This is a genomic window from Flavobacterium sp. SOK18b (assembly GCF_014156605.1).
GTDB lineage: Bacteria > Bacteroidota > Bacteroidia > Flavobacteriales > Flavobacteriaceae > Flavobacterium > Flavobacterium tiangeerense.
This window is the reverse complement of record NZ_QKNZ01000020.1, coordinates 77,249-90,880: the sequence shown is the minus strand read 5'-3', so window position 1 is coordinate 90,880 and position 13,632 is coordinate 77,249. Positions and strand designations below refer to the sequence as shown.

Annotated in this window: 8 protein-coding genes and 1 tRNA gene; 4 read left to right on the top strand and 5 right to left on the bottom strand. The window is 36.2% G+C overall.

Features of this window, described 5'->3' with window-relative positions; genetic code table 11:
• Positions 1 to 168: 168 nt before the first annotated feature.
• Positions 169 to 1,515, top strand: a complete 1,347-nt coding sequence (locus DNC80_RS04845) for a sigma-54 dependent transcriptional regulator (protein WP_182649688.1) — start codon at positions 169 to 171, stop codon at positions 1,513 to 1,515.
• Here the strand turns inward: DNC80_RS04845 and DNC80_RS04840 are convergent.
• Both DNC80_RS04840 and DNC80_RS04835 read right to left on the bottom strand, forming a co-directional pair.
• Positions 1,512 to 3,947, bottom strand: a complete 2,436-nt coding sequence (locus DNC80_RS04840) for an ATP-binding protein (RefSeq protein WP_182649686.1) — start codon at positions 3,945 to 3,947, stop codon at positions 1,512 to 1,514. The two genes, DNC80_RS04845 and DNC80_RS04840, sit on opposite strands and share 4 nt — an antisense overlap.
• Positions 3,948 to 4,058: 111 nt before the next feature.
• Positions 4,059 to 5,960: a S9 family peptidase gene (locus tag DNC80_RS04835; RefSeq protein WP_182649684.1), complete on the bottom strand. Its 1,902-nt coding sequence runs from the start codon at positions 5,958 to 5,960 to the stop codon at positions 4,059 to 4,061.
• 210 nt (positions 5,961 to 6,170) lie between these two features.
• Here DNC80_RS04835 and DNC80_RS04830 point away from each other — a divergent pair, with 210 nt between their 5' ends.
• Positions 6,171 to 7,283 carry an FAD-binding oxidoreductase gene (locus DNC80_RS04830; protein WP_182649682.1) on the top strand — a complete coding sequence of 371 codons (1,113 nt, stop codon included), beginning with the start codon at positions 6,171 to 6,173 and terminating at the stop codon, positions 7,281 to 7,283.
• A complete protein-coding gene (mtgA, locus tag DNC80_RS04825) occupies positions 7,283 to 8,029 on the top strand; it encodes a monofunctional biosynthetic peptidoglycan transglycosylase (protein ID WP_182649681.1) in 747 nt (248 codons plus the stop codon). Before DNC80_RS04830 ends, mtgA begins: the two co-directional genes overlap by 1 nt.
• A gap of 151 nt (positions 8,030 to 8,180) precedes the next feature.
• On the opposite strand, the gene DNC80_RS04820 is transcribed toward mtgA, so the two are convergent.
• Positions 8,181 to 8,257, bottom strand: a tRNA-Ala gene (locus DNC80_RS04820).
• A gap of 118 nt (positions 8,258 to 8,375) precedes the next feature.
• On the opposite strand from DNC80_RS04820, the gene DNC80_RS04815 reads away from it, so the two are divergent.
• Positions 8,376 to 9,143: an enoyl-CoA hydratase/isomerase family protein gene (locus DNC80_RS04815; protein WP_182649756.1), complete on the top strand. Its 768-nt coding sequence runs from the start codon at positions 8,376 to 8,378 to the stop codon at positions 9,141 to 9,143.
• Positions 9,144 to 9,294: 151 nt separating this feature from the next.
• Here DNC80_RS04815 and DNC80_RS04810 read toward each other — a convergent pair whose 3' ends face one another.
• Positions 9,295 to 9,483 carry a hypothetical protein gene (locus DNC80_RS04810; RefSeq protein WP_182649679.1) on the bottom strand — a complete coding sequence of 63 codons (189 nt, stop codon included), beginning with the start codon at positions 9,481 to 9,483 and terminating at the stop codon, positions 9,295 to 9,297.
• A gap of 51 nt (positions 9,484 to 9,534) precedes the next feature.
• A complete protein-coding gene (locus DNC80_RS04805) occupies positions 9,535 to 13,401 on the bottom strand; it encodes a YDG domain-containing protein (protein WP_182649677.1) in 3,867 nt (1,288 codons plus the stop codon).
• Positions 13,402 to 13,632 lie beyond the last annotated feature (231 nt).

Below are 13,632 nucleotides of genomic sequence, written 5' to 3'. Positions count from 1 at the left end.
AGAAGGCTACTGTACATGCAGATGCTAATGGCAACTGGATCAATAAATAATTAGGTAATTTTTTATTTTTAAAAAAGAGAGATTGTTTTTAACAGTCTCTCTTTTTTTGAAATAATTAGCAAAATACTATTTAAATAACTTTAATTTAGCAGTAAAGTTTAAAACACAATGGCTAAAATTTTGTTGATAGAGGATGATGTGCCTTTTTGTAAGTTAGTAGAAAAATTTCTAGTTAAAAAATCTTTTGAAGTAGTTACTGCATTTTCAGCTGCTGAAGCGAGGATTATATTGAAAACTAATGAATTTGACCTCGTAATCACAGATGTACGACTACCAGATTTTGATGGAGTTTTACTTATGTCTGAAATAAAAGCAATCTTTCCTGACGTTCCCGTATTACTAATGACTGGATATGCCGATGTGAGTACGGCAGTTAAAGCAATAAAAAATGGCGCAGCAGATTATATTTCAAAACCTTTTAATCCGGAGGAAGTTCTGTTGGTAATTGCAAATGCATTGCGACAGGATGAAAATACAATACCCACTACAACCGAAAAGAGTCCTAAAAAAGTAAAACAACCTGTAGAGAAATCTAGTAATACTTTTGTAAAAGGCATTTCAAAAGCTTCATTAAAGCTTGCAGAGTACATACAATTGGTAAGTCCCACTACAATGTCTGTATTGGTCATTGGCGAAAGCGGAACAGGAAAAGAGGTGATTGCTAAAAGTATTCATGAAAATAGCGCCCGCAAAAATACCAATTTCATTGCTGTTGATTGTGGATCAATCCCCAAAGAGTTAGCAGCTAGTGAATTTTTTGGTCATGTAAAAGGTTCTTTCACAGGAGCTATTCAAGATAAAATTGGTTTTTTTGAAGCAGCAAATAATGGAACCATTTTTTTAGACGAAATAGGAAATCTTTCCTATGAAAATCAAATACAGCTTTTACGAGCCTTACAGGAAAGAAAAATAAAACCTGTAGGAAGCAATAAAGAAATTGCTGTGGATATCCGAATTATTACAGCTACCAATGAAGACTTGAGGGAAGCGGTTAAGAAAGGAGATTTCCGAGAAGATTTGTACCATAGAATCAATGAGTTTTCTATTCATTCTCCTTCTTTAGTAGAACGAAATGAAGATTTAATGCTGTTTGCTGATTTTTTTCTTGAAAAAGCAAATCAAGAACTACAAAAAAATGTCATTGGATTTTCCCCAGAGGTCATGAGTATTTTTCAAAATTACAGATGGCCAGGAAATCTAAGAGAATTACAAAATTGTATTAAGCGCGCTACGCTTTTAACAGCGGGAGATTTTGTAGAGAAAGAAGCATTACCAGCAGAATTTTTTCAAAGTACAGACAAGCTAAGTGATGATTTTTCGTTATCAGAAAACGAAAAGGAAGCTATTCTAGAAGCCTTATCTAGGACAAATAACAATAAAACAGAAGCGGCTAAATTGCTTAAGATCAATAGAAAAACATTATATAATAAACTAAAGCTATACGATATCAGTTAATGCAGTTCCTTGTTTAAAAGTGCAAAAAGTACCGGTATTTTATCTTTTAAATCCAGTACCAAAGCATGAAATTCTTCACTAGTAGTGTCTTTGTTTTCCAAGTGGTCTAAAATAGTACTAATGTGTACTGCTTTGATTTGCTTAAACATTGGATTCATTTTATGAGCAAGTTCGTTAATCTCAATACGGTTGTTTTTCTGTACTGCTTGTTCTAATAAGGTCATAGCTTCAAGTGTTCCAGACATGAAAGATTGCAAAATATCATTAAGACCTTGATTATCATCGGGTAAAAAAGCTTTGAGTTCTTTTAATGAATATAGTTTCTCAGGAGTTTTGGTCTTTTTATTTTTTACTTTTTGATTCGGTATTTCGCTGTTATTATAAATTGCATGTATGGTATTAAGCAATATTTTTGGCGAATACGGTTTTCTTACCACTGTAATAAATCCAGCTTCTGTATATTCCTCTAGAATCAAATCATTTCTACCAGTAACGGCAATAATAGGTTGCTTGTCATAATTGGTTTTTTGGGCATTTTGTAGTTCTTTGATAAATAAAAATCCATCCATAACAGGCATTTGAATGTCGGTTATAATTAGGTCAAATGCCTGGTTTTCAATCCAGTTCAGTGCCTCAGTTGCTTTGCCAAAAGGATGTACGTCAAAGTTATGTTGTTGCAATACTTCGGTAGTTAATTGCAATAGGTTCTGATCGTCGTCAATAAGAACTGCAATTCGCTTGCTTTGCAATTCGTTTGCTGGAGCAGATAAATGATCTAGCGTTGTCGTGTCATATCGCAACGGAATTTGAATTTCGAAGATACTTCCTTTACCTAATTCACTTTTTAAGTTTAAATCACCACCTAAAATACTAGCCATTTTTTTAGAGATGGTTAGGCCAAGGCCGGTTCCGCCATATTTTTTTTCAATTTGATCGTCTGCTTGTGTAAATTCTTCAAAAATTAATTCTTGATTTTTTGTCGCTATTCCTATTCCTGAATCTTCAATTAGGATTGTAATTATTTTGGACTTTTTGTTCGCTTTTGCGGTAATTTTAATAAAACCTTTTTCAGTAAACTTGAACGCATTCCCAACGATGTTTGATATTATTTGTCGCAATCTAAAAGGGTCTCCAATTATTCTTTGTTCTAAATCCGAATCAATATCCAGTAGCAATTCTATTGTTTTATGAGCGTAAACGGCTTGTATGCTGGTGCTGAATTCTTTTATACTTTCAGGCAGTGAAAAAGGGATTTTCTCGATAGTAATTTTTCCAGCTTCAATTTGAGTGAAATCCAGCAAGTCTTGAACTAGTTTAGAAATATAGTCAGCTGAACCCTTGATGTTCTGCGTAAAATGCAATTGTTTCGAGCTTAAGTCTGAGTTTCCTAATAACTCTGTGTAACCTACAATCGTACTCAACGGTGTTTTTAAATCATGACTCACCGTAGAAATCAGTTGTTCTCTGCTGGTTAGTAGTTTTTTTGCCTTGAGATTAGCAGTTTCTAATTGTTTTTTATAGGACTGTGTTTTTGAAAAATCATTTAAAATAAGAATTAAAAATAAGAGCGTCAATACCAGCCCAATAATAGCTGCACTCGTGACTATTTGATTGGTTTTTTGTAATGATTTTTCTCTTTCAGTAAAGTTTTTCGCTGTGTTCGCAATAATTTCTCTTTCAATTGTTTCAAGTACTTTACGCAATTGTTCAGAAATAGAAAGTCCGTTTTGAAGTAGTTTATTTTCCTCTAGGATCAGTAAATTTTTTTTATTTGCGGTCTCCGTTTTTACTTGATTTAAAAGCATTTTTGAAGTACTAATAATAGAGTCTGATTCTTTTTTGCTTAAAGTGTTGCTACTATCATCAGGGATATTTTGGTTTAAATAAGCAACATATTTTTTTAAAACATTGCGCTGATAATCGGCCATTTCCGCTGGATTTTTTACAAAATCTTCTAATTGTAGCTTCCGCATGGAAGACTCCATTTTTGTCAAGTCGGTTATGGCACTGCTAACAGCGGTTTCATCTTCGGTTTTATTTTTTATGGCTTTTAACTGTAGAATGTTTTTGGTTTTTTTAGACAACAAAATCTGAACACTATTCAGCAATTGTACTTGGTCTGGCGTAGACACAGCAGTTTTCAAGGAGTCAATTGCAATAGTCAAGGATCTGGTTTTAGCTACGTACTGCTTAAAATCAGTTTCTGAATCAGACTGAATGGCTATTCGAGCCAAACTTTCTGTTTTGTATAAGTCAGATAATACAGTACTAACTTTTAATACAGCATCATTTTTATCAGAAATACTTTTTTCAGGTCGAGTGAAACTTTTGTTTTCGGAGTATAAAAACCACCCAACACTACCAAAGAGGAGTACTAACAGAAGGTAGCCTAGAAAAACTTTTACAGGGATGTAGCTTTTTTTTTGATCCATTTTCAAAGTTAAAAATTGCAAGATACATTATAGTTAAGATAATCAAAATATTCAAAATCGTAACTCAAAAAAAACCTCACTGGGAGGTGAGGTTTTTACTTGTACTATTATTTATAGAGTTTCTTTAAGCCATTTGAAAAATTCAGTTTGCCAAACTAAAGCATTTTGTGGTTTTAATACCCAATGGTTTTCTTCGGGGAAGTATAGAAATCTACTTTTTAAACCGCGTAGTTGAGCCGCCTGGAAAGCTTCTTGTCCTTGTCCTATTGGTACACGAAAGTCTTTTCCACCTTGAATGATTAAAATAGGTTTGTTCCATTTTTCTACTAAATTCATCGGGTTGAATGTGGTGTATGTTTTTTGAGCAGTGGCATTGTTTTTCTCCCAATAAGCTCCACCAAAATCCCAATTGCTAAAGAAAACTTCTTCGGTTGTCCCAAACATGCTTTGAGTATTGTAGACCCCATCGTGGGCGATAAATGTTTTGAAACGGTTGTTGTGAATTCCTGCCAAATAAAAAACAGAATACCCACCATAGCTCGCTCCCACACATCCTAATCTAGTTTTGTCTACGTAATTTTCTTTGGCCACAGCATCAATGGCTGATAGGTAATCATCCATAACCTGTCCGCCCCAGTCCTTACTGATTTCCTCATTCCAAGCTACTCCATGACCAGGCATTCCACGACGATTAGGAGCTACCACAATATATCCATTAGCCGCCATTAATTGTAAATTCCATCTGTAGGAATAAAATTGAGTCAATGCAGATTGTGGTCCGCCTTGGCAATACAAGAGTGTCGGGTATTTTTTTGAAGCGTCAAAATTAGGTGGAAGCACCACCCAAACTAACATTTTTTTACCATCTGTAGTGGTTACATATCGTTTCTCTGTTTTGCTTAGCGCCAAAGTGGAGTACGTAGCGGTGTTAACATTCGATAGTTGTTTCCAAGTGTTTTTACTCAAATTATAAGAATATATTTCTGAAGCATGATTCATATCGGTGCGTGTCACGAGAATGTTTTCACCAGTTAAACCAATAAGATCATTCACATCAAAATCACCTTCAGTTAGTTGACGAACGGTTATGGCAATGCGTGTTGCGCCAGGAAAATTCACTTCAAAAAGTTGTTTCGTTCCATCAACTGGGGCTACAAAATACACTTTCTTTCCATCAGCACTCCACATATAATGATCCACTGTGCCATCCCAATTTGCGGTGAGGTTTATTTTTATTCCTTTAAAAAGGACAATGATGTCATTTTTGTCCGCTTCATAGCCATTGCGTTTCATTTGCAGCCATGTCAAATTCCCGCTTGGTGAAAACTGTGGAGTAGTATCATAACCTTGGTTTTCTTCGGTTATGTTTGTTGTTTTTTTTGTTTCTAGATTGTACTCAAAGATATTGGTGTTGGTAGAAATAGCATATTCAGTACTTGCTTTTTTCTTGCACACGTAATAAATATTTTTGCTGTCTGGCGACCAAATATAATCTTCGTCACCACCAAAAGGTTTTTGTGGACTATCAAAATTTTCTCCTTCTTGGATGTCAATTCCTAATGCACTATCCTTATTTTCTTTAAAAAAAACATGGTTGTATTTGCCTTCATTCCAAGTGTCCCAATGGCGGTAATTCAATCCATCGTAGATTTGTACGTCTGATTTTTGAAGTTCTGGATAAAAATCTTTCCCGAGTACTTTTTCAACTTTTACTTCTTCGTGGTACACCACGTATTTCCCATCTGGCGAAATATTTTTGTCTTTCAGAATGTCTTTTGTATCTTTAATTTCAGTAGGATTTCCACCCTGTAAGGGAAGCGCATACATTTTTGATTCCGATTTATTATCTGAAACAGAAGGCGTGCTTACTTTGTAAATCACATTTTTTCCATCTAAGGAGATTCCTAGAGGGGTTACTCGACCTAGTTTCCAGAGTAATTCTGGAGTCATTGTATTTTGTGCCATTGTATTTAAACTGATCATTACTAAGGATATAAAAAGTGTTTTTTTCATGAGTAAAATTGCTTTTTTAGGATGTTAAAAATAGCTCTTTTTTTCTGATTTTTGTCTTTAAACGGAGTCTTTTTAGCCCCGATAGCAGTGGAAATCCTTTCTAGTCTTACATGTATTTCAGGTCTCTGAAATGTGTGTAAGACTAGAAAGATTGTAACGGATAGCGGGATTAGCTCCTAAAAAGTATTATTTTTATAAAAAAATTTCGAAATGGACCTGAGTTACTGGGAATTGAAAAACTGGTTTACCAATGTAGATTATACCATTGTAGGAAGTGGTATCGTGGGCTTGCATGCGGCCTTACGCTTGCGCGAAAAGTTTCAAGACAGCAAGATATTAGTTCTTGAAAAAGGGTTTTTGCCACAGGGAGCAAGCACTAAGAATGCTGGTTTTGCTTGTTTTGGTAGTCTTTCGGAGATTATAGACGATTTAAGAACACATACAGAGGAAGAAGTTGTTCAATTGATACAGAAAAGATGGCAAGGACTACAATTACTTAGAAACAAACTTGGGGATGCTGCCATTTATTTTAAACCTCATGGCGGTTATGAGCTTTTTCTAGAAGGAGACCAAGATGTTTTTCAGGACTGTTTGGGGAAACTTCCTTTTATCAATGAAGTTTTAAAGCCTCTGTTTAAATCGGATGTTTTTGCAAAAGAAATAGATCGTTTTGGGTTTAAAGGAATACACGAATACTTGATTTTTAATCCTTTTGAGGCACAAATTGATACCGGAAAAATGATGCATGCCCTGCTCAAAGAGGCGATAGCAAAGAATATTTTAATCCTTAACTCACAAACAGTTACCGATTTTCATGATACTGGAAACCAGGTTGCTGTAGCTTTAGGATCGTTTAGTTTTAGTACCAAAAAATTGTTTTTTGCTACTAATGGTTTTGCTCAAAAATTAACACAAAATGCTGTGCAACCAGCAAGAGCTCAGGTTGTAATTACAGAGCCCATTGCTGATTTAGATATTAAGGGAACTTTTCATTTAGACCGAGGTTATTATTATTTTAGGAATATTGACAATAGGATTTTATTAGGTGGTGGCAGAAATCTAGATTTTGCAACAGAAAATACCACTGAATTTGGTCAGACAGAAATTGTACAAAAAAAATTGGAACAACTCTTAAAAGAAGTAATTTTGCCAAATCATGATTTTAAAATAGCGCATAGCTGGAGCGGAATCATGGGAATAGGAACAAGTAAGAATCCCATTGTTTCTGCTCTTTCAGACAACGTATATTGCGGTGTGCGTCTAGGAGGAATGGGTGTGGCAATAGGGAGTTTAATAGGTACAGAATTAGCAGATTTACTATAATGGGAACACGAATTACACCAAAAAAATCCAAACAACCTGTCAAGAAAAACACAAGTTCTATTGGTACTAAGATCAGTAGGTTTTTGCTCAAAACGTTGCTTTGGTTTTTTGGGCTATCTCTTTTTTTTGTGGTTTTTTTCAAGTTTGTCCCTGTACCGTTTACGCCGTTGATGGTTATTAGAGTTTTTGAAAATAAAGTTGCTGGCAAGGAAGTTTTTTTCAGTCACGACTGGGAGCCCATTGAGAATATTTCCATGAATTTACAAAAAGCAGTTATTGCTAGTGAGGATGGGACGTTCTTAACGCACAATGGTTTTGATTTTGTTGCTATGCAAAAAGCCTATAAAAGTAACGAGAGAGGTCGCCGTATAAAAGGGGGTAGCACCATATCCCAACAAACTGCAAAAAATATATTTTTATGGCAAGGCCGTAGTTATTTGCGAAAAGGTTTAGAGGCGTATTTCACAGTTTTGATTGAACAAATATGGGGTAAAGAACGCATTATGGAGGTGTATCTTAATAGTATAGAAATGGGTAATGGTGTTTACGGAGCGCAAGCTGCAGCCGAACACTGGTACCGAAAAGGAGCTTCAAGCTTGACCCCGAAGCAAGCTGCGGGTATAGCTGCCATATTACCCAATCCTCGGAAGTACTCAGCAACTAGTTCCTCGTCATACATTAACAATCGTAAGTCTAAAATTGTTAGGATTATGAGGACTGTAGGTAAAGTCAATTATCATAAGTAGGTTTTGAGGTTATTGCTTAGATTTATAAAAAAAACCGTAATAGCTGGTTAGTAGATATTACGGTTTTTTTGTGTTTTGAAATCAAAAAAACTTTAATATTAAAGTGATATAAAATAAAAAAGCCTCACATTGCTGTAAGGCTTAATTGTACTGGTGGAGAATATCGGATTCGAACCGATCACCTCTTGCCTGCCAGGCAAGCGCTCTAGCCAAATGAGCTAATCCCCCAAGGTGATCGCAAATATAGTATTTAAATCTAGGAAAAAACAAATTTTAAAGATAAATTCATTCTTACAAGGAGTTGATGAATTCCGCATTACTTTTTTTAACTTTACCCAAAAAAAGTATGATTTCTGAAAACGCAATGGGTTCCTTAGAGACCAGCATCAATAATAGAGTAGCAACGGTAACTTTTAGTCATCCCTCGAGTAACTCCTTTCCAAGAGAACTATTAAATCGCTTGACAGCTGAATTTAGCATATTAGACCAAAACTCAAACGTGTCTGTGATTGTGATTCAAAGTAGTGGTACTGGAGCGTTTTGTGCAGGCGCTTCTTTTGATGAGCTGCTTGCAGTACAAGATGAGGCTGCTGGTACACATTTTTTCTCTGGTTTTGCAAACTTGATAAATGCCATGCGCAATTGTTCTAAGCTTATTATAGGTAGAGTGCATGGGAAAGCAGTAGGAGGTGGAGTAGGAATTGCATCGGCTTGTGATTACGTGATGGCTACGCAGCATGCCGCTATAAAATTATCAGAACTGGCCATAGGAATAGGTCCGTTTGTAATTGAACCTGCTGTGACCCGAAAAATAGGGAAGACTGCAATGTCCGAAATGACTCTGGCGGCACAAGAATGGAAGTCGGCTGAATGGGCCAAATCAAAAGGACTATATGCAGTAGTTTGTGACACTATAGAGGAGCTGGATCTTGAGGTAAGTAAATTCAGTAACACTTTGTCAAGTTATAACCCCGAGGCATTACTGGAAATGAAAAAAGTACTGTGGGAAGGAACACAAAATTGGGACACGCTTTTATTAGATCGTGCCGCTATTTCGGGGAAGTTAGTTCTTTCTGATTTTACAAAAAATGCTTTGGCACAGTTTAAAAAATAGAATGAAATAAGGAGTCATTCAAATTAATGAGTTTGTATCTCAATATAAAATAGCAAAACCCCCGAAAATTATTTTTCGGGGGTTTTTATTGGGTTACAGTTTTAGAATCAACTCTATTTAAACTGTTTTTTGAGCTGTGTTTTTAGGATATTTATATCCCGCAAAAATAGCTACCTAGTGCCATTGGCAAAAGGTAATCATCTATTGGTGCTGCAGGAGCATCAGCTCCTTCTAGTCCGTCGGCTGTACCATCAGTGTCGCCTGGAGTTTGTGCTAGCATGGTAATACTAGACAGCATAAATAAAGCAACGATATAAAATCGTATTACTATGTTTTTCATGATTTAATTTTAAAATTTTAATTCCAGTATCTGTTTTTTATTGGCTACAGCCTAAAAAATAGCTTTTTTAGTTACGGTTTTATTATCCTCTGAAGTAATTTGGATTAAAACAGCTTGTTTGCTTGCCGTAACGTTTTTGATACTTGCCGTATTTGCATTTACCTCTTTTTGTTCTGCAATTAAAACGCCTCTTATATCAAAAACGCGGATGTTTTTGATAGCATTTTTTCCTGTAGATACGTTTAACGCTCCATTTTGATTGAATACAATTACACTATTTTCATCAAAGTTAGGAGTGCTGATATCTAAAGTTTGGTTGTTTTTGAAAGCAATTTCGAAACGATTTTTAAAAGTTCCCGCTTCACTGCTAAATGTGTAAGAACCTTTTTTTAAGTTTTGCTCCGTTCCTGATTTTAAATCTTTAAGTACAATTTCTTGATTGCCTAAAAACAAACCGTCTACGTGGTCTATGTCAATGGTAAAACTACCTGCAAGTTCTGTTTTAAAACTTAATGGAACAATGTCACTAGAATCAAATGGTAATCCTTTGGCTTGAATAACAAATTCTTCACCTTTTAAAGAGCTGGTTAGAGCAGTTTCATTATCATTGATGTATCTTCCGTCTAATGTATTGTCAATTTCGCTAGTGGCACCATCCATGTAAGCAACCATCATTTGGTTCACAGGTTCAGTACCTTTAGATAGATTCAGCCAGATTCTGTTTTTCTCAGTTGTAGTAGTTTTTAGTATTTGGTTTGCAGTATTGGCAGTACGCATTGTATTAGCAAATGCAACTGAATTTGAAGTTGTTTTTACAATAAATCCTTGTCCTACTTGAATAGTTCCGTTAGGCGTGATTCCGCCATTACCTGGTGTTCCAACTGCTCCTGCCATTGTATAAGTGGCGTAAGCAGTTCCTGCTGCAGCATTTGTTTTTCTCCAAAAATACAATGGCTCTGTAATGCTGTTTGCTGTGATAAAAGCATCAGCGCTTATAGTAGATGGATACGGATTTCCTACTGCATTAAACATATCCGAAGTTAAACCAGTGATGGTGACGTCTCCATTATTTGGAACTCCTTTAAACACACCATTCCAGATAGTAGGAGTAGTAGGGTGATCATTTGGAACACGAATTAAGTACCCATTTCCTAATGCGAAATCAGTAGTAGCTGGAGCAGCTAAGGGAACGTAGATGTTTGTAATTGGATTGTAGGTGTAAAAACGGTCGTCTAAAGTATTAGGTGAAAAAGCTTTTAATTTTTGACCGCGTACTGGTGAAGACCATAAACTATAATCCAAAAGCATCAGTGAAGCTCCGTTTCTATTAATAGTGATTTCACCTGTGTTTGAAGTATTGTCTACTTGGATTAAGTTGGCATTATTTTCTAATGTAACGGTGCCATTATTTATGATTTCGTTTTGAATAGTGAGGTTTGTTCCAGAGTTTATTGTCAAAGATTTTCCTGAATTTACAGTTAATTTTTTGGCAGTAAATGTGCCGTCTGTGCTTGTAGAATAAGCTCCTTCAATAATTGCATCTATAGTAGCTGATGGAATTCCATTATTCCATGATGAACCATTCCATGTAGTAGATGTGGTAACAATTGATCCGCCAATTGCTAATCCAAAAGCCCCTGTGGTCGTTCCTGATGCAAGGCCCCAACCTCCTGTTGTAGTTTGGCCACTTGCATAATAACGAAGTGTAGCCGTAGTCCCGTTTGAAATATTTTGTAATGCTGGAATTCCCGAAAGATCAATTTGAGCTAGAGTTTGAGGCGTTCCAATAATTACTTGAGGAGAACCAATCAATGTAAAGTTAGTGCCATCTAGGCTATAAGCAAATTGTGAAGTTACTCCAGGACTTGCAGCATAAGTACTTGTTCCAATTAGATCAGTGTCAATAGTAGTAAGTGATACTATTTTTCCAACAGTAGGGCTTAAAGTTACTTGAAAATAATCAGTATTTGTAGTTGCTATACCGTCATTTTTAAATCCGACAGTTCTAAAACTATTAGCTCCAGTGCTTAAAGGTGCAGTCGTTCCGCGCGTAATATCACTTGCTCCGGTAGCTGAAAGTAAATCACTATTGAAAGTTGTAGCAGCAAAAGCACTAACTCCTGTCGAGGCTACTCCTGCGAAATCCCATCCCGCGATTGGAGCTGAAACAACGGTAAGTAGTTGTGATTTATCAGCTGCGGCTGTATAGTTTCTGCTTGCAGCTTGTGACGCAGTTATGGTAGTGGTTCCTACACCTACAATGTGAATCATCCCAGAAACTATAGTGGCCACGCCAAGATTAGAACTAGTATAAGATATAGAATTGATGCCGGAAGTAGCCGAGGTAGCGCTACTATAATCAGGACTAATTGTATATTTTTGAGCCGTAGCAGCGAAATTTAAGGTCTGGCTTGCAGGAGTAATATTAGCAGAAAGAGTAGTTGGTTGTATAAGCATGTAGTTACTAGCTTTTGAACCCCCTAGAGTACTAGATGAAGTAACTGTTATGTCATTTGCTACATTTACATCAGTAAAAGTACCAGTTCCTGTAAACGTTACATCATCGCTATTAATAACACCGGACAATGTTCCGGTAATGCTTGCAGTGTTATTTCCAGTATAAGTTTTAGAGACCGCAGCAGCATCTGGCACTGTCAGAGACTTGGTGTTAACCGTTAAGGTTTGAACTACGTCTGCTGCAGGATTATAACTTCCGTTTCCAGATTGTGATGCTGTAATGTTGGTCGATCCCGCACCTACAATTGTTACTGTATCTCCTGAAATTGTTGCAACTGCCGTGTTGGAACTTGCATAGGTTACTGGTAAACCTGAACTCGCAGTTGCTGTTAAACCAAATGTTGCGTTACCGTAAGTTGCTGCTGCTAGTGCGCCAAAAGTGATAGTTTGCGAGGCTAAGCCAGCAGCGCTTATATTAAAATTTAAAATTGCTGGTGCACTAGTACCACTGCTATTAGTAGCTGTTACGCTTAGAGATTGTGTTTCGGCTGTTGTTGGAGTTCCAGATATTATACCGTTTGTCGTGTTTAAACTTAAACCAGCAGGCAAAGTTCCGCTACTAACAGCGTAAGAAGTTGGCGAATTAGTTGCCACTATGTTATATGAAAAAGCAGTTCCGACAGTTCCTGTTTGGGAAGCAGCGGTTACAATAGGTGCTGATGATGGAGTTACACTCGCCCAAGTAGTACCTAAAATTATTCCATCTATTTCTTGTGTCGATGCTGTAGTAGCGCCTCCTTGTCTAATAAAAACACCTGTCGTTGCTGCTAAGGTAGGATCTGTACCGAGATTTGCTGTTGCGGTAGGTGTGCTTTCAGTTCCTCCAAGTGCAGGATTAATCCATAAGTCAACAACGTCATCTGAAGTGGATGCAGTATTGGCCTTATATTTAACAACAACTAAGTAAGTACTTCCAAGAGCTCTAACTGATGTGTCATAAGTAACCGCTCCAGTTGCTTTTGAACACCCAAAAAGATAGCCTCCCGTTGTTGTTTTAACATATACTCTTGAGATAAATCCTGTTCCCGATAATATTCCAATAAAATAATCGCCAGTTTGCGCAGTATTAACCTTAACTAGGAAAGAGGCATATGCAGTTGTAGTTGTATTTGCTACTGCTCGCCCAACATCTTCTCCATTAGAAGCCATTACTACACTATTTCCAATACCATTAGTGATAGAGCCTGCATAAGTTAAACCCGTGCCATTTACAGTAAGATTATTTGTGCCTGTTCCGCTCGAAGCAGTCCACCCATTAGAAATCAATGTTGTAGATGAAGTATAATTAAAATTTTCTGTTAATAATTGCCCAAACCCTTTTCCAGGCAACATTAAAGTCATTATAGCAAAACACCAAAATAAAGAACGCAAAGCATTTTTAGAGAGTAAAGTTTTTTTCATAGAAAAAATAATAAATAAGTGTTAGTTAGTTTCATTCAAATAATTAAATCATAATAGGTTTTGTGCTAATATTGAGTAGACAAAATGATCCTATTTGTGTTCAAATATTTGAAGGTCAAATATATTACTAATATTATTGGCAACGGAATCGGTATGTTAATTTATTGTAAATTTTAGTCGGATTTAACGCGTTATTCTTCTCTATGGTTTTTTTTAAACTTTTGGTTTTAT

Excerpts from the sequence above, each read along its gene's own strand:
- DNC80_RS04845 (WP_182649688.1), top strand. The coding sequence starts at position 169 with ATGGCTAAAATTTTGTTGATAGAGGATGATGTGCCTTTTTGTAAGTTA.
- DNC80_RS04830 (WP_182649682.1), top strand. The coding sequence starts at position 6,171 with ATGGACCTGAGTTACTGGGAATTGAAAAACTGGTTTACCAATGTAGAT.
- mtgA (WP_182649681.1), top strand. The coding sequence starts at position 7,283 with ATGGGAACACGAATTACACCAAAAAAATCCAAACAACCTGTCAAGAAA.
- DNC80_RS04815 (WP_182649756.1), top strand. The coding sequence starts at position 8,376 with ATGATTTCTGAAAACGCAATGGGTTCCTTAGAGACCAGCATCAATAAT.
- DNC80_RS04810 (WP_182649679.1), bottom strand. The coding sequence starts at position 9,483 with ATGAAAAACATAGTAATACGATTTTATATCGTTGCTTTATTTATGCTG.
- DNC80_RS04835 (WP_182649684.1), bottom strand. The coding sequence starts at position 5,960 with ATGAAAAAAACACTTTTTATATCCTTAGTAATGATCAGTTTAAATACA.
- DNC80_RS04805 (WP_182649677.1), bottom strand. The coding sequence starts at position 13,401 with ATGAAAAAAACTTTACTCTCTAAAAATGCTTTGCGTTCTTTATTTTGG.
- DNC80_RS04840 (WP_182649686.1), bottom strand. The coding sequence starts at position 3,947 with ATGGATCAAAAAAAAAGCTACATCCCTGTAAAAGTTTTTCTAGGCTAC.